Source organism: Neptunomonas antarctica (assembly GCF_001305295.1).
GTDB lineage: Bacteria > Pseudomonadota > Gammaproteobacteria > Pseudomonadales > Balneatricaceae > Neptunomonas > Neptunomonas antarctica.
Map to the genome: position 1 here is coordinate 14,168 of NZ_LJSI01000047.1, position 16,271 is coordinate 30,438.

The window sequence follows — 16,271 nt, forward strand, 5'->3', positions numbered from 1 at the left end:
ATATGGCGGGTTTTCTTTTACCTTAATTTTACTGTGTTTGTACGGTTTCTTTTTGTGTTTACGGAAATAGTTCTTCAAATGAGTGTACCGACAGATCTCCATGAGAAGGGAAGTAATCTTCGAGTATGTAGGATATTTGATCGAAAGTATCCTCAAGCTCAAGAAAGGCATCAACTACATTAGGGTCAAAAAATGTACCCTTGCCGCTTTTAATAATAGCGCTTGCTGTATTATGTTTTAGCGCTTCTTTGTAGGGTCTTTTGGAAATAATGGCATCATAAACATCAGCAACAGCCATTAAGCGGGCGACGATAGGAATGTTGTTTCCTTTCAGGCCTTGAGGGTAGCCGTCACCGTCCCATCTTTCATGATGGCTAAGCGTAACCTGTTTAGCTATTTTAAAAAATTCAGCGGCTTTTCCTCTGACATCTCGAGCCAACAGGCGTTCTGCTGAACTTATTGCCTGAAAACCAAACATGGGGTGCTTTTTCATGATTTCGTATTCTTCAGGATCCAGCTTCCCGGGCTTTTGCAAAATGGCATCCGGGATGCCTACTTTTCCGATATCATGCAAAGACGCTGTTTTATAAAAGGTTTCGATTGTTTCGTCATTATCCAGTTCCAAAGCATAGTCAGGATGATATCTAAGATACTCAGCCAGCGCTTTAACGTAATGTTGTGTGCGGAGAATGTGATTGCCGGTAGAGTGATCGCGAACTCGTGCCATGGAAGCCAGGCAGAGAATGGCTGCATCCTGAGCGGCCAGCAAGTCATTTTCTGGCGTGTCCGGGAGGACTGATTTAGTGGTGTAAGAACGGATTATTTCAGCAAGATTGATATGAGTTTTTATCTTGGAAAGAATGATTGATCGATGAAAAGGGGGGTGTAAAAAATCTGATAAACCCGCATCGCATGCTAATGATTTAATATTATCTATTTGGTTTGTTGATATGAGAAAGCTTGGAATCTGTTGGCGAGTGGATTCCAAAATCAGTTCGCCTGCATCTTTCAGTACAGATAAATCTATAATCAGGAGAGATGTATCTTGATTTAGATTTGAGGAATTCGGATGTTCATGTTGAGTAACACGGTAGTCGCATAAAGTGTCCTGAATAGCCTTGATGGGTTTTTTGTCCGGGCTGATGATCAGAATGTTTTTCACGCAATATTCCTGTACTACTAAAGTTCTGCTTGAATTCGATAGTCTAGGATAGCATATTTCTTTTAAAAACTCTGAGTATCAGTTGAGCTTCAGTGTAGGATACGCTTAATCGCGTTAGTGTTATTGTCGTATGTTGGTCAATGGATGGACTCTTTCCGCATATATTTTCCTGTATAATCACAACCTACGTGAATGAATAAGCAGGTAAGGTATGACGACATTAACGATACAAACACCCGATGATTGGCATTTGCATCTACGTGATGGGGATATATTGGCTGAAACGGTAGCCGCTACCGCACGTTGTTTTCATCGTGCGATTGTTATGCCTAATTTGATGCCGCCTGTTACCAATGCAGAGATGCTAACGGCTTATCGACAGCGTATTCTTAATGCGCGGCCACAAGGAAATAGTTTTGAGCCGTTGATGACGTTGTTTCTTACGAACCAGACATCAGGCGCGGACATTGTTGCAGCGAAAGCCGCTGGAGCAGTAGCGGCTAAAATGTATCCGGCAGGCGCTACTACTAATTCTGCGGCCGCCGTTAGCCAGCTTGAGGCACTTTATCCGGTGTTTGAAGTGATGCAAGAGCAGGGCATGTTGCTGTTGGTGCACGGTGAAGTAACTGATCATCATATTGATATATTTGATCGTGAAAAAGTCTTTATTGATCAGAAGATGACCCAGATAGTGGCGCGTTTTCCTGATTTGAAAATCGTTTTCGAGCATATAACAACGGCTGATGCTGCGCAGTTTGTATTAGCTGCGTCCAACAATGTAGCCGCGACCATTACCCCTCAGCACCTGCTGCTTAACCGTAATGATCTTTTGGTGGGTGGTGTGCGTCCGCATAATTTCTGTTTGCCTGTCCTTAAACGCAGCACCCATCAGGCGGCATTACGTAAGGTTGTAAAATCAGGTTCGTCTAAGTTTTTCTTAGGGACTGATTCTGCACCTCACGCCAAAGAAGCAAAAGAAAATGCGTGTGGGTGTGCCGGTTGCTATAGCGCATGGAGTGCGATCGAGTTATATGCTCATGTATTTGAAGAGCTGGATGCGTTAGATAAACTCGAAGGTTTTGCCAGTCATTTTGGTGCAGATTTTTATGGTTTGCCTCGCAATAGTGGCACGCTAACACTGGTGCGCGAGGATTGGGTTATACCTGCTGAAATCACATTACCTAATGGCAAGCCTATCGTACCTTTCTTTGCAGGCGAAACCGTACATTGGAAAGTGCAGGAGGCTTCTAAGTAAGAATGACCTTACGATCTGCTACACGCGCTACATCTTCCTCCTGATGAGTGACAAGTAAGACGGTCTTACCGGCCGTTTTTGCTTGATCTCTGGTCCATAATGCCGCTTTCTCGCGAGTCACCGGATCCAGTTCTGCGAAAGGCTCATCAAGTAATACGATAGCTTCTGGTCTTAGTAGCGTGCGGATTAATGCGATGCGTTGGCGTTGTCCGCCAGATAAGGTTGCTGGCTTCTTGTTCAGGTGTTCATCAACGCCAAGATAGGCCGCTGCATTTTTTATCGATTGTATAGGTACTTGTATAGATGCTGTGGTTTTGAATCCAAGACAGAGATTTTCCAGCACGCTGATATGTTCAAATAAATTATGATCCTGGAACAGCATGCTCACAGGGCGTTGTTCTACGCTAAGGTCGTTCAGTACATGCTGGTTCCATGCGATTGTCCCTGAATCGGGTGTAAGGTATCCGGCAATAAGGTTGAGCAGAGTTGTTTTTCCCACACCGCTGATACCCTGAATGGCGACTATTTCACCTGCTTGAACCTGCAAATCGTAGCGCAAGGGCCAGCCATCTAATTCAAGTAACAGATCTTGTATGTTAAGCATGGGTATCGCCTTCTTTGTGCTGTTTTTCATCGGTCAGTTTTTGATTCATGAGCGGTCTTAGCGCTAACTTTTTATGGACAAGTTTTTCTAATAAAAACAAAAACAAAGCACACAAAATGAGGAGTATAAATGAAGCCGCGCTGGCTTCGGCAATCCGGTAACTGCTGGCGTAGCCGTAAATTAACCAGGGTAGTGTGGTCCACTCGGTCGTGCCAAAAATAGAAAAGATCGCTACATCGCCCAGTGCCAGCACCAGCACCAGTCCGAACGTGGCTAAATAAATCTCTTTAATAAAAGGCCACTCAATCCGCCAGAGGGTGCGGCGGTTCAGTTTTAACGAGCGGGCAAGCCGGTTATATTGTTGATCAAACTGTAGCAATCTTGGTTTTAATTTTTTTACCGCAAAAGGAATCACCAGAGCCGTATTCAGTAGAATAACAAACACAATACCCCACTGCTCTATATCAATACGCGGTAGCAAGAAAATATATAAGCCGACCGAGAGCACCATAGCAGGCGAGATCAGCGTATGCGTGGCTACGCTTTCAAGTAGCCACAGACGTTTTAGTTTAGCCCCCATGGCCGCCTGCCTGATGGGATGTAACAGAGCATAAGCAATGCTCATGGCTAACGTGGCAGCAATAATGGCCAATCCAATGCTGACGGCCGCCGCGCGACTGATGGCTTGTATGTCTGGCCGTGACAACTTGCTGTCCAGTAAGCCTGGGATGAGTGACACAAAGGGTAGCAGTAGTATTATCCACGCAAGGCCGTACATAACTTTGGATGCCTGGATTGAAATAGTGCCTTTTTTGGGGCGCCACACGTTCCGGCTGGAATCAACGTTTTTCCATGAAAGACTGCCAAAACGTGAAATGAGCCAGTATAAACCACCCGCGACTATCAGTTGTGTCCAGGCCAGAGTCAGTGCTTCCGGGATATTAAAGTCATATTTAAGCGCCTGATAAATAGCAACCTCTAGCGTGGTCGACTGAGGGCCACCGCCTAAGGCTAAAACAACGGCAAAGCTATTAAAGCAAAGTACGAAAATAAAACATAAAAGGAGAATGCTGGTGTTGCGCAGCGTTGGCCATTCAACAATACGAAAGCAATCGGCTTTGTTTAATTTAAGTTGGCTGGCAAGTTTCCAGCTGGTCTCTGGGATCGACTGCAATTCCAGGTAGATTATTCTGACGGCTAACGGCATGTTCATGAAAACATGAGCAATCAAGATGCCTGACATTCCATAGATGTTCCAATGGTTATCTGAAAGCGTATTAAGCCAGGGTGTCAGAAATCCAGATCGGCCTAGTAGCGCGACTAAGCCCGTAATGACGATGAGTGTCGGGGTGACAAAGCAGAGTAAACAAAATGCTAGAAACAGTTTCTTATACGGAAGGTGAGGTAAAAAATACAGCGCGCGGGCGATAGGTATGGCTAATCCTACCGACAGCACTGCGCTAATTAATGCCTGTTTTAGTGTGAAGCCAAGAATTGAATAGAAGTAGCTATCCTGTAGTAATGAGGTATCTAAGCTTTCATTGCCAAAACTGATTAACCCGTAAAAAGAGAGAACCGTTAAGCCTAGAACAAACGAATAGGCGAGCCAGTGTAAGCGCATTAGTTAGCAGTTGAGCGCCATTCACGAAGCCATTTTTTACGTTTTTTAGCTATTTCTTTGGGTGTAAAGCCGATGCGTTTAGGCGCTATCAGCGTATCAAAAACTGCCGGTAACTCTATGTTGTTGATTACGGGTAGCATCCAGTTAGTCGTCGGAATAACCGACTGTGCTTCAGGTGAAATTAAAAACTGCAGAAACTGTTTGGCGAGGTCCGGGTTTTTTGAATATTTTGAAATGGCGGCCACCTCAATTTGAGCAATATGTCCTTCGTTAAACAGTGCTGCTTTGTACTGCGGCTTATCTTGAATAATCACATGATAAGCAGGCGAGGTGTTGTAGCTGAGCACATAATCGGCATCGCCTTCAAGAAACATGCTGTACGCTTCCCACCAGCCTTTGGTGACAGTGACTGTGTGAGTTGCCAATTGCTTCCATGCGGCAGGTGCCTGGTTGCCATAAACTGCCTTGACCCACAACATCAAACCCTGACCTGGTGTACTGGTGCGCGGGTCCTGATAAATAACGGATGCGTCAGAATCGATCAGCTCTTTGAGTGAAACGGCAGGTTCAGATACTTTATCCGAGTTGTAAACGAAGGAAAAAAAACCATAGTCGTATGGAATAAAGTTCGGATCATGCCAATTAAGATCTGTTTTTAGTGTATCTAGCTTGATCCCGTGTGGTTGGATCAGGCCTTCTTTACGTGTTATCTCTGTCAAAGAGTCGTCCAGGCCCAGTAAAATATCGGCTTTGGTTTTATCTTGTTCGATGCGAACACGGTTTAAAATACTGATACCATCATCCACTGCAATAAACTCAATATCACATTGGCAATGTGCTTCAAAGGTCGCTTCGAGTTGTGGGCCAGGGCCCCATTCGGAGACAAAAGAGTCGTATGTATAGACGGTTAGATCGGCAGCATTAACTGAGTTGACGATCCCGCAGGCGGCTATTAAAGACAATGTTTTACGCATAGTTTCCTTTATTCCCTACGCCAGTATTAACTGGATCAGGTGCAGCGGGTAAACTCTCAGTCAGACAGATCGTCGGACACCCCGATAAGAAGCACTAATGATAACATATCTCGACTCTCTGGCTTAGCTCTCTGGCTTAACTCCCTAGCTTATGTCTTTCGCTAATCTCTATCGTTAATGACTCAGGTGAATTTTGAAACATAATCAGATGCTTAACCATGTAAACCAGATGTTATGTACAGAGGTGCTCTGGCAACCGCTGGCGCATGCCGGTACGACTAATCACCTTTACCAGGGTGCCTATCAGGGGCAGGAGGTTGTCTTGCGCCAGAATACCGATAAAGTGATTATGGGTGTGTGCAGGGAGCGAGAAAAAAGCGTGCTTAATTTGATCCGGACATGCTGCTGGGCCCCCACTATTTTGCATCTTAAAATGCCAGATGCCAGTCAGCCCGGCTGGTTATTGATGAGACGATATTCTGAATTGATTGTTGTAGATAAAGCAGGTTTTAATGCGGAATTGCTGGCTAGTATTGCTGAGTGGCAGCAGATAAAAGCGGCCCCATTGTTTAATTACAGCGCTTTATGGGATGAGTATCAGCATATAATTGACGTTATGACCGATGCTAGAGTGCTACAAGTTACATTGGATTCTGTACGCCAAACGATGCAGGATCTGGTTCAGGGAATGCCGCAGGTTCAGAACTGTCTTGTGCATCATGATTTGCATCCGGGCAATCTGCTAAGTAGCGAAGGGCAGGTGATTGTTATCGATTGGGAATATGCCGGGCATGGAACCCCATGGTTAGATGCGGCAGCACTGATAACAGAGTTTTCGCTACCCTTACAGGATGTTGCTGCATTGCCCGCTTTCAGGGATATTGATTTGACGATGTTTCAAGCGGGGCTCAGGAAAGCACAGCAGATTAATCAGCAGCTAAATTGGCTGTGGTATGAGCTCATAGGGAACCACAGAGATAACTAATTGATTTTGATGAGTAAACTATGTCTGTAGATCTGAGTGATACGTTAGTGGTTGGTATTTCGGCGACCGCTTTATTTGATATGAGTGAGTCAGATATTTTATATCAACAGGCCCATCGCGATAACCCCGAAAGTGCAGTGGCGGTTTATAGAGAGCACATGCTTAAGTATGAGGATGAGTTGCTATTACCGGGTACTGGTTTTCCTCTGGTCAAAGCGTTGCTTAGCCTCAACCGATATGCCGAACCTAAGCAACCCCCACTTGTGGAGGTTGTGGTAATGTCTCGCAATAGTCCGGATACAGGCTTAAGAGTGCTTCATAGTATTCGACAGCATCAGCTACAGATTACTCGCTCGGCTTTCACTGCGGGAGAGTCAGTACCAGACTACCTGGATGCATTTGATGTTGACCTGTTCCTTACCACCAGAATTGATGACGCCCAGAAAGTCATAGACTCCCGTGCTTGTGCTGCAGCGATTCTGAAGCAGCCACCGCTGGAAAGTGAAAATAATATTTCTGAAGGGCAGGTACGCATCGCTTTTGATGGTGATGCGGTCCTGTTTTCTGAAGAGAGTGAGCTTGTCTACAAAACTGAAGGTTTAGAAGCATTCCGCGCCCATGAAGATGCTCATCAGGATGAGCCCTTACAAGACGGGCCGTATGCGCATCTATTGAGAAAACTATCCAAGCTTCAGGGACGTTTGCCGCAGAGTAAAGACACATCACCCGTACGTATTGCTTTAGTGACGGCTCGTGATAGCCCTGCTGATATGAGAGTGATTAAAACCTTACGTAGTTGGGGTGTGCATGTTGATGAAGCATTTTTTCTTGGTGGTGTTGGTAAGCCTAAGGTATTAAAAGCATTCCGGCCGCATATTTTTTTCGATGACCAGGATGTTCATTTGGATGCTGCTGCTCTCTTAGTTCCGTCTGGGAAAGTTCTTTACCGCAGCACTTCTCTGCTTAAAGAGAAGGTTGAAGATTAACTTTAATATTATGAGTAACATTCAGCCATAGTTAGTTATAGCTTGAGTAATCCCTGCAGCACAGCACAGGTCTTTTGGACCTGTACTGTTATCGGTAGCTGCTTTACAGAGTAATCTTCACTTTGCCAGCAGCCTCTTTAGCAATGCTGACTGCCGCGTCAACGGATTCTGCCCTTGCCAAAACTACACCCATGCGGCGCTGTCCTGTGACCTCAGGTTTACCAAACAATCTTAATTGCGTATTGGCTGTCGCCAATACTTCGTTAAGCCCAGAGAAGCGGGTATCGGTCGATTCGCCCTCAACCAGAATGACACTGGATGCGCTGGGACCGTGGAAATGGATATTAGGAATCGGCAAGCCAAGAATAGCGCGGGCATGTAGAGCGAACTCAGATAGATCCTGAGAGATCATCGTGACCATACCCGTATCGTGTGGCCGTGGTGATACCTCACTGAATAGTACCTCGTCGCCTTTAACGAATAGCTCGACACCAAAAATACCGCGTCCGCCTAAAGCGTCAGTGACTTTTATTGCCGCTGCTTTCGCTGCATTGAGTGCTGCTGCCGACATAGCCTGAGGTTGCCACGACTGACGGTAATCCCCATCAACCTGGACATGGCCGATCGGTTCGCAAAAAGAGGTGCCCATACTATGGCGAACGGTTAGCAGGGTGATCTCATAATCAAAATCTACAAAACCTTCAACAATGACTTTTCCCTGGCCTGCGCGACCACCTTCTTGCGCGTACACCCATGCTTTGTTGATATCTGCTTCGGTTTTAAGCGTGCTCTGGCCTTTGCCGGAAGAACTCATAATCGGTTTTACCACGCATGGCAAACCAATTTCTGCAATGGCAGCCGTGTATTCATCCAGCGTTTCAGCAAAGCGGTAAGGAGACGTTTTCAGCCCCAGTGTTTCGCCCGCGAGACGGCGAATCCCCTCTCTGTTCATGGTTAGCCGTGCAGCATTTGCCGTAGGGATAACGGTAAAGCCTTCAGCTTCAAGCTCAAGCAGAGTATCGGTTGCGATGGCTTCTATTTCAGGAACAATTAAATCAGGCTTTTCGAGCTCAATAATGGCACGTAATACAGCGCCATCCAGCATGGAAATGACATGGCTGCGGTGAGCAACCTGCATGGCCGGGGCATTCGCGTAGCGGTCTACAACAATGACCTCGACACCTAAGCGCTGTAGCTCAATGACGACTTCTTTACCGAGTTCGCCGCCACCGCACATTAAAACGCGTGTTGCATGAGGAGCCAGAGGAGTGCCAAGAGTTGTGCCAAGAGTTGTCATGAACGAGTATCCTTATATGAAATTCATTCACTTATTATACGGTATTTCCGGAAAAATCAGATCGTTGACGCTGTTAAATTTAGACTATACTGAATTCAGTTACACGTAATCATGAAGAAGGAGAGCTAGCTGTTTCACTTGTATTGTTTAATGGGCGTTGCTATATGAGCATTGTTTTATGAGCGTTGCTTTATGAACATTGTTTTATGCACACAGCTTATACAAATTGGTCCACGCACATCCTGGCCCGTTAGGGCTTTTTAGCCGAAGTAGTTTCGGTTCATGATGGGGCAGCCTGAATGGCTGCCTCAGTCTCAGTTTTACCTACTCTAAAAATAACCCTCTGTTTTACTTCGCCAATCAGGTATCTTCTCGTAAACTGGCCTTTTTATTTTAAGTCTAATGGTCTCTACTGATGTCTGAATTACTGACACATTCTATTATCGACGCCGGACGCTGGATTGATGCGCAAGGCTGGTGTCCTGCCACGGGCGGGAATTTCTCAGCGCGTATAGATTCATCTACAGCCTGGGTGACGGCATCGGGTCGTCATAAAGGGGCGCTAACCCCTGATGATCTCATCAAAGTAGATTTCGATGGACAGGTTATCGATTCAGCGCTCACGCCTTCTGCAGAAACCTTATTGCATACAGCGCTGTATGCGTTGGATGATAATATTGGTGCCGTATTGCACACGCATTCAGTGACATCAACCGTGCTGTCACGCATGGTTGCCGCTGATTACCTGACCCTGAGCGGATATGAGATGCAAAAGTCGCTGTCAGGAAACCACACCCATAATGAGCAGATCGGTATCCGTATTCTTGAAAACACACAGGATATGCGGGCGCTCGCGCAACAGCTGACATCGACATGGGCCCGCACACCGCTTCAATGGGGTTTTTTGGTCAGAGGTCATGGTTTGTATGCCTGGGGGCGCGACATGAAAGAAGCCAGAAGGCATATTGAGGGATTAGAATTCCTCTTTGCTTGTGAACGCGAAATGATGCTGTTGAAAAAGTAAATGTTAAATATATAAACTTCGAAATATCTAAGAAGCACTATAAATAAAAGCTGGGAAATACCATGACAGTAAAAGCTATCCTCACCGACATTGAAGGCACCACTACGGATATCAGCTTTGTGCATGATGTGCTTTTCCCCTATGCTCGCCAGCAGTTACCGTGTTTTGTTCAGCAGCATTGGCACGAACCTGCCATACGGGACGTTATGGCTTTGGCCAAAGAAGAATTAGGTATGGCTGATGCAGATCAGCCAACCTTGATTAAGGCCTTTCTTAACTGGATTGATCAGGATAAAAAGGTAACCGCATTAAAAACGCTGCAGGGTTTGATCTGGGTGGAAGGGTATAAAAATGCTGACTTTAGCGGACATCTATACAAAGACGCGTATGATTATCTTAAAAAATGGCATGCAGAAGGTATTGAGCTGAATGTTTTTTCGTCAGGCTCTGTGAAAGCTCAGCAACTGCTGTTTGGACACAGTGACTTTGGTGATCTAACACCCTTGTTTACCCATTATTTTGATACGACGACAGGCCATAAAAGAGAACAAACCGCTTATCAGGCGATTGCCAAGGTAATGCAACAGTCACCTGAGCATATTCTGTTTTTGTCGGATATCGAAGAAGAACTGGATGCGGCAAAATCGGCGGGTATGCAAACCTGTCTATTGGTGCGGGACCGCATGCCAGATGGCTCTAATCATAGCTCTAATCATAGCTCGCCACATAGTTCACAGCACGAAGTAGTGAGCACATTTGCAGAGATTAGCGTCTAGTACCCGTATGAGTTTTTGGGTTTTTTAAACTTTATGTTTAAAACCTTCATTGTAAAATTTTTCCAAAATATAAAGCTGAGAGCGAACAATGAGTGCCATAACCGTCTATCAGGATAACGATACCCGCCAGCCGTTACTACACAGCATCGAGGGTGAGGTGATCAAAAGTACATTGGCCGCCGTGGGTATCCGCTTCGAACGCTGGATGATCGACTGCCCGATTACTCCACAAATGTCCCATCAAGAGATTCTTCAGGCTTATGATCAAGAGATCAAAAAGCTGGTGGATGAAGAGGGCTATCAAACCGTTGATATCGCGGCGATGACAGCCGATAATCCACAAAAAGAGGTATTTCGTCAGAAATTTTTGAATGAACACACTCACTCCGAAGATGAAGTGCGCTTCTTTGTTGCGGGTGAAGGTATGTTCTATCTCCATATCGACGATAAGGTCTATATGATTCATTGTTGTAAGGATGATCTGTTATCGGTGCCGGAGCAGACCAAGCACTGGTTTGATATGGGGCCTGAGCCGCACTTTACAGCGATTCGCTTTTTTAATAACCCCGATGGCTGGGTCGCCGATTTTACCGGTGATGAAATAGCCACGCGATTTCCACTATTTGATGAGTAATAATAACCATGTCCAAAGCACGCGATAAGCATCAGGAACGTCGCCAGAACCTTTCTCAGTTTGGTAAAGACCTGGTGCGCCGTTGCGGTGCCCATTGTGAACTGTGCAATACCAGTGGTGTCGCCCTTAGTATTTATGAAGTACCGCCCGTTGCTGTAGAGCCGCAATATGAGCATTGTTTGATGATTTGCGACACCTGTAATACGCAGATAGAACGGCCAAAACGTCTTGACCCCAACCATTGGCGCTGTCTTGGTACAACGATGTGGAGTGAGGTGGCGGCAGCGAAAGTAACGGCTATCGTTATTCTTAACCACTTGGCTAAGAAAGAGTCATGGGCTCAGGAATTGTTAGAGCAGGCGTACCTGGAGCCGGAAGAAACGGAATGGGTCGCGCTGTGGACAATGTAGACGCTGTAGTGCCAGCCAGACGACGATTTCCGTTATTTTTGACGGTTTTTCTGGCTGTTTTTCTGGCGATTATACTGGGTGGGTTGTTTGTTAAGTGGGTCTATTTTCCATCGGCTTTCAGCCCGGTCAATCTTTCCCAGCAAGAGCAGCAACAGCTTAATAAGAAACTGAGCTATTTTGGTGTTCAGGTGGACGATGCATCGACTTCATCGGATGCTGCTGCGTCACCTCTTCAGCCGCAAGCCTATACTGAAAACAATGCCACCCGTGAAGTCAGGTTCTCCGAAAAAGAACTCAACAGCCTGATCGCAAAAAATCCTGATGTAGCGAGTCGTTTCGCGCTCGATTTGTCTGATAACCTGGCCAGCGCCAGAATTCTTATTCCAGTAGATTCCGACTTTCCACTCCTGGGAGGCGAGACTGTACGTATCAATGCAGGCGTTGAGATTTTTTTCGCAAACAATCGGCCTAGCATTAAGCTCCGAGGTGTCAGTCTTTGGGGGGTGCCATTACCCAATGCATGGCTGGGAAACCTGAAAAATATTGATCTTGTCGAGCAGTATGGTGATCAGGAAGGTTTTTGGAAGAGCTTTTCCGCCGGTATTGCTTTTGTCAAAGTAGCCGACGGTGAGCTAGTCGTTAAATTAAAAGAATAGCATTAAAAGAGTAACATCAAAAAAGAGCCTTAAAGGGTGTATTTAAAAGTAGCGCTAATCAGCCAGCGCTGCTTTTTTTTGACGTCTGAGTTTATGTCCGAAAACATTAATCAGTAACCCGCCCATAATGAGTAGAATGCCAAATACCTGTATAAGGCTGAGGGTTTCATCCAGCACCAGCCAGGCTGTGATCAGTCCGATGACCGGCACCAGTAAGGTAAGAGGCGCTACCTGTGAGGCGGGATAGTTTTTGAGAAGATGAGCCCAGGTGCTGTAGCCAAAAATGGTAGCGATGCCCGCCAGATAAAAGAGCGTGGCTACGGTTTTTAAGCCGACATTTTGCAGGCTCGAGATTATTAATTCCGGTCCTTCAATCCAGTAGGATAGCAGTAGGAAAGGAATCGGAGGAATCAGTGCGCTCCAGACAACCAGGCCCATCAGATTTACATTACCTAATTGGCCGATTTTACGATTGATGATATTGCCCATTCCCCAGCTTGAAGCGGCGGCGATGGTTAACGCAAAACCAATAAATGTCATCTTACTGGCAGGTGTTTGTGTCGCTAATAAGGCCAGACCTGCGGCGGCGACGATTAGGGACATGACTTGCTGAAGTTTCCAGCGTTCTCCCAAAAACATAAAGGCGAAGATCATGGTAAACAGCATTTGTGCCTGTAGTACCAATGAAGCCAGGCCCGCCGGCATGCCCAGGTGCATAGCACTGAACAGCAAGGCAAACTGACCAAAACTGATGGTAAGACCATAGCCCAGTAACCACTTTATCGGTAATTTTGGGGCTTTGATGAAAAGCAGGGCGGGAAAGGCGACCAGCATAAAGCGCAGTGCACCCAGTAGCAGGGGAGGAAGTTCATCCAGCCCCCACTTGATCATAACGAAATTAACACCCCAGGCTAATACAACGAGTAATGCCAGTCCCCAGTCCTTTGGACTCATTGTATTTCCCTGAATCGTTGATTTAGTCGCTGACTACCGCAATACGAACCGCATCCATTTTCAGCTTAGCAGAACTAAGGTGGTCAAGAATGCTGGTACGATCAGCACGCAGCTGCGTGATTTCAGATGGACGAATCGAAGGGTTGACCTTAATCAGCGCTTCTAATCGTTCAACTTCTTCGTTAAGAATTAATGTTGCTTTGCTTATCGCGGCTTTAATTAATTCTGCCTGCTGACTTTCGGCAACAGCTTCAGCTTTTGTCAGTACCGTACTGATCTGTTGCCGGCCATGGCGGATCAGGTTCTGAGCGGCATGGCGTTTAACCCGTTCGCCTAGCTTGTTTAAATGCCCCGGCGTAATGATTTTGCTCAGGTTGTTGCCGCTATTATCCAGCACAACACGCACGGTTGCTTGTGGCTGATAGCGTTGCAGGTTGAGGTGGCGAGGTGCCGCACAATAGAGTACGAAAACCGCTTCAACCAACAAGGTACCAGGCTGCAGAGGCGGTAGTTTTACAGTGCAGACGGCGGTGTTGCCAAACTCACTGCCAATGATCATTTCCATTGCACCCGTTACCATCGGGTGTTCCCAGTTAAGGAACTGCATATCTTCGCGGCTCAGCGCTTCCTCACGGGAGTAGGTAGCGGTACAGCCTTCTTCCGGTAAGCCAGGGAAACGATGTTCAATCATCTGATCCGTCGGCTGTAAAATAACGGAGTGAGGACCATTGGTTTGCTGATCCACACCAAACTGATCGAATACATGTTCCATATAATCGACGAGCTGATGACGATTTTCAGTATCTTCAACTGACTCAACCAGCTCGGCCGCTTTTGCTGGTCGGCATGAGCTCATTTCGAGCAAACGGTCACGGCCTTGCTGCATTTCGTGCAAGATTTTTTGTGAAGCTTGTTGAGACTCGGTAATCAACGTCGAAAAGGTTTCTTCATCCACCCCATCGAGTAACAAAGTCGTCAGCGTTTCTTCAAACTGCGTAAACAACGCTTGTCCTGCAGGGCAGGTATGACGGAAAGCGTTGATGCCCTCATCAAACCAGCGTAGCAAAACAGCCTGAGCACTGTCTTCGTAGTATGGAATATGAATATGAACATCGTTTTTCTGGCCAATACGGTCTAAACGACCAATACGCTGTTCGAGAAGATCAGGATTCAGTGGCAGATCAAACATGATCAAGTGCTGAGCAAACTGGAAGTTACGGCCCTCACTACCAATCTCAGAGCAGATAAGAACCTGCGCATACTCTTCTGTATCGGCAAAATAGGCAGCGGCACGGTCACGGTTGATCAGTGTCATTTTCTCGTGAAAAACAGCTGAACGCACACCCTTACGCAGGCGGATATGTTCTTCCAGTGCTTGTGCTGTTTCAGCACGGGCGCAGATCAACAGGGTTTTTTCCAAACGATGAGATTTAAGCCAGTTGTCCAGCCATTCAACCCGTGGGTCGAACTCCAGCCAATCAACACCTAGCTGTGCTTCCGGCTGCAGGATCTGATCGAGTGAATAGTCTTCCATATTCGATAAGAGGGCTTCTGGCATCGGTAATGGATGCGGCACTAAAATCCTTTGCGGGAAACCCGGTACAGCATCACGCGTATTTCTGAACAACACGCGGCCGGTACCATGGCGATCTAACAAGTGACTAATGCACTGTTGAATCGCATCTTCGGCGTTACCATCCTGTGCATCAGCAATCAGCTTGGCTGCTGTGGCTTCACCCAGAAAGTTATTAATTTCGGTCTGAAACTGAGTATCTGAACTGAGCTGCTGTATGCCATCTGCGGCCAGTAATTTCTGTACCAGCGCGTTTACTTCAGTGTAGTGCGCTTGCTCTTCACGAAACTGATCAAGAGAGCTGTAACGATCTGGATCGAGTAGACGTAAGCGTGCAAAATGGCTTTCAAGGCCCAATTGCTCTGGCGTTGCTGTTAGCAATAACAGGCTTGGGATAACATTGGCGAGTTTTTCAATAGTGGTATATAGCGGGCTAGGCGCATCTTCGCTCCATACCAGATGATGTGCTTCATCAACAATCAACATATCCCAATCACACGCCAGAATCTGCTCAACGCGTGTGGTGTTGTTATTGATAAATGACTGGCCGCATAAAATCAGCTGTGCCGTATCAAATGGATTGCCAGAACCGGACATCTCAATGGCCGTGCAACGCAGTTCATCCATAATGCTGAAATGCAGATTAAAACGTCGCATCATCTCAATCAGCCATTGGTAGATCAGGCTGTCAGGAACGGTAATCAGAACACGCTGGGCACGGCCACTAATCAACTGCTGGTGGAGAATCAGGCCCGCTTCAATGGTTTTACCCAAGCCGACTTCATCCGCCAGTAAAACGCGTGGTGCATAGCGATTAGCGACTTCGTGTGCGATATAAAACTGATGAGGTAATAGTTGAACGCGGCCGCCAGATAAACCATAGGTTTCGGATTTTTGCTGCGCATGCTGATGCTCAAGCGTATCCAAGCGCAGCTGGTAGCGGCTTAGCTTATCTATCTGGCCGGCAAAAAGACGATCCTGAGGGCGGTTAAACTGCACATGACAGTCCAGGTCGATTTCAGAAATAATATGTTCGTCACCCTCATCGTCTAAGCCGATGTAGATAAAACAACCATTTTTTTCGAGGCGTTCGGATATCTTGATACGGATGCCGGCACTATTGCTAATCGCATCACCGACAGGGTATTCGACCCTGCTTATAGGGGCATTATCAGTGGCGTAAGTGCGCTCTTCTTCAGCGGCAGGGTAAACAATAGTGACACGACGGTCAGCATTAGATGTGACCATACCCAAACCTAATTCTGCTTCGGTATTACTGATCCAGCGTTGGCCGGGAATGAACTCTGTAACTGGCAAACTGATTACTCTCGTTCTGCTTGTTTAAAAAGCTATGTATGAT

The 16,271-nt window shown here is 46.4% G+C and carries 15 protein-coding genes and 1 riboswitch; of the genes, 8 read left to right on the forward strand and 7 right to left on the reverse strand.

From position 1 onward, the window contains the following. Positions 1-58: 58 nt before the first annotated feature. Positions 59-1,162, reverse strand: coding sequence for an HD-GYP domain-containing protein (locus tag Nant_RS21570; RefSeq protein ID WP_054341950.1), 1,104 nt, complete (start codon positions 1,160-1,162; stop codon positions 59-61). A 211-nt stretch (positions 1,163-1,373) separates the two neighbouring features. Between Nant_RS21570 and pyrC the strand changes: the two genes are divergently transcribed. Further along, the gene (pyrC, locus tag Nant_RS12245) at positions 1,374-2,417 is read left to right on the forward strand and encodes a dihydroorotase (protein ID WP_054341951.1); all 1,044 of its coding nucleotides are present in this window, start codon (positions 1,374-1,376) and stop codon (positions 2,415-2,417) included. Here the strand turns inward: pyrC and Nant_RS12250 are convergent. From Nant_RS12250 to thiB, 3 genes are all read right to left on the reverse strand, one after another. Then, complete coding sequence (locus Nant_RS12250; protein WP_054341952.1) at positions 2,410-3,021, reverse strand: ATP-binding cassette domain-containing protein; 612 nt, start codon at positions 3,019-3,021, stop codon at positions 2,410-2,412. The two genes, pyrC and Nant_RS12250, sit on opposite strands and share 8 nt — an antisense overlap. Beyond that, a complete protein-coding gene (locus Nant_RS12255; protein WP_076496116.1) occupies positions 3,014-4,642 on the reverse strand; it encodes an ABC transporter permease subunit in 1,629 nt (542 codons plus the stop codon). Before Nant_RS12255 ends, Nant_RS12250 begins: the two co-directional genes overlap by 8 nt. Further along, a complete protein-coding gene (gene thiB, locus Nant_RS12260) occupies positions 4,642-5,616 on the reverse strand; it encodes a thiamine ABC transporter substrate binding subunit (RefSeq protein WP_054341953.1) in 975 nt (324 codons plus the stop codon). The genes Nant_RS12255 and thiB overlap by 1 nt, the downstream gene beginning before the upstream one ends. Next, a riboswitch (TPP riboswitch) is annotated at positions 5,612-5,710 on the reverse strand. Its footprint overlaps the gene before it by 5 nt. A gap of 99 nt (positions 5,711-5,809) precedes the next feature. On the opposite strand from thiB, the gene Nant_RS12265 reads away from it, so the two are divergent. Together Nant_RS12265 and Nant_RS12270 are read left to right on the forward strand one after the other, a co-directional pair. Then, a complete protein-coding gene (locus Nant_RS12265) occupies positions 5,810-6,601 on the forward strand; it encodes a phosphotransferase (RefSeq protein ID WP_143773600.1) in 792 nt (263 codons plus the stop codon). 20 nt (positions 6,602-6,621) lie between these two features. Beyond that, complete coding sequence (locus Nant_RS12270) at positions 6,622-7,587, forward strand: 5'-nucleotidase (protein WP_054341955.1); 966 nt, start codon at positions 6,622-6,624, stop codon at positions 7,585-7,587. 103 nt (positions 7,588-7,690) lie between these two features. Here the strand turns inward: Nant_RS12270 and purT are convergent, their stop codons facing one another. Next, a complete protein-coding gene (gene purT / locus Nant_RS12275) occupies positions 7,691-8,884 on the reverse strand; it encodes a formate-dependent phosphoribosylglycinamide formyltransferase (RefSeq protein ID WP_054341956.1) in 1,194 nt (397 codons plus the stop codon). Between the two features lie 415 nt (positions 8,885-9,299). Between purT and Nant_RS12280 the strand changes: the two genes are divergently transcribed. The 5 genes from Nant_RS12280 (at position 9,300) to Nant_RS12300 (ending at position 12,384) form a co-directional block, all read left to right on the forward strand. Beyond that, positions 9,300-9,908: a methylthioribulose 1-phosphate dehydratase gene (locus tag Nant_RS12280; protein WP_054341957.1), complete on the forward strand. Its 609-nt coding sequence runs from the start codon at positions 9,300-9,302 to the stop codon at positions 9,906-9,908. 62 nt (positions 9,909-9,970) lie between these two features. Beyond that, entirely contained in the window at positions 9,971-10,684 is a 714-nt protein-coding gene (mtnC, locus tag Nant_RS12285) for an acireductone synthase (RefSeq protein WP_076496115.1), read from the forward strand. An 88-nt stretch (positions 10,685-10,772) separates the two neighbouring features. Beyond that, positions 10,773-11,318, forward strand: coding sequence for a 1,2-dihydroxy-3-keto-5-methylthiopentene dioxygenase (locus Nant_RS12290; protein ID WP_054341958.1), 546 nt, complete (start codon positions 10,773-10,775; stop codon positions 11,316-11,318). A gap of 8 nt (positions 11,319-11,326) precedes the next feature. Beyond that, a complete protein-coding gene (locus tag Nant_RS12295; RefSeq protein WP_054341959.1) occupies positions 11,327-11,728 on the forward strand; it encodes a hypothetical protein in 402 nt (133 codons plus the stop codon). Beyond that, positions 11,704-12,384, forward strand: coding sequence for a hypothetical protein (locus Nant_RS12300; protein ID WP_054341960.1), 681 nt, complete (start codon positions 11,704-11,706; stop codon positions 12,382-12,384). The genes Nant_RS12295 and Nant_RS12300 overlap by 25 nt, the downstream gene beginning before the upstream one ends. Before the next feature lie 54 nt (positions 12,385-12,438). On the opposite strand, the gene Nant_RS12305 is transcribed toward Nant_RS12300, so the two are convergent. Next, entirely contained in the window at positions 12,439-13,338 is a 900-nt protein-coding gene (locus Nant_RS12305; protein WP_054341961.1) for an EamA family transporter, read from the reverse strand. A gap of 22 nt (positions 13,339-13,360) precedes the next feature. Further along, on the reverse strand, positions 13,361-16,228 hold the full coding sequence (rapA, locus tag Nant_RS12310; RefSeq protein ID WP_238377136.1) for an RNA polymerase-associated protein RapA: 2,868 nt from the start codon (positions 16,226-16,228) through the stop codon (positions 13,361-13,363). Positions 16,229-16,271: the final 43 nt, after the last annotated feature.

Excerpts from the sequence above, each read along its gene's own strand:
- Nant_RS12290 (WP_054341958.1), top strand. The coding sequence starts at position 10,773 with ATGAGTGCCATAACCGTCTATCAGGATAACGATACCCGCCAGCCGTTA.
- purT (WP_054341956.1), bottom strand. The coding sequence starts at position 8,884 with ATGACAACTCTTGGCACAACTCTTGGCACTCCTCTGGCTCCTCATGCA.
- Nant_RS12295 (WP_054341959.1), top strand. The coding sequence starts at position 11,327 with ATGTCCAAAGCACGCGATAAGCATCAGGAACGTCGCCAGAACCTTTCT.
- Nant_RS12280 (WP_054341957.1), top strand. The coding sequence starts at position 9,300 with ATGTCTGAATTACTGACACATTCTATTATCGACGCCGGACGCTGGATT.
- Nant_RS12255 (WP_076496116.1), bottom strand. The coding sequence starts at position 4,642 with ATGCGCTTACACTGGCTCGCCTATTCGTTTGTTCTAGGCTTAACGGTT.
- mtnC (WP_076496115.1), top strand. The coding sequence starts at position 9,971 with ATGACAGTAAAAGCTATCCTCACCGACATTGAAGGCACCACTACGGAT.
- Nant_RS12250 (WP_054341952.1), bottom strand. The coding sequence starts at position 3,021 with ATGCTTAACATACAAGATCTGTTACTTGAATTAGATGGCTGGCCCTTG.
- thiB (WP_054341953.1), bottom strand. The coding sequence starts at position 5,616 with ATGCGTAAAACATTGTCTTTAATAGCCGCCTGCGGGATCGTCAACTCA.
- Nant_RS12270 (WP_054341955.1), top strand. The coding sequence starts at position 6,622 with ATGTCTGTAGATCTGAGTGATACGTTAGTGGTTGGTATTTCGGCGACC.
- Nant_RS12305 (WP_054341961.1), bottom strand. The coding sequence starts at position 13,338 with ATGAGTCCAAAGGACTGGGGACTGGCATTACTCGTTGTATTAGCCTGG.
- pyrC (WP_054341951.1), top strand. The coding sequence starts at position 1,374 with ATGACGACATTAACGATACAAACACCCGATGATTGGCATTTGCATCTA.
- Nant_RS12300 (WP_054341960.1), top strand. The coding sequence starts at position 11,704 with ATGGGTCGCGCTGTGGACAATGTAGACGCTGTAGTGCCAGCCAGACGA.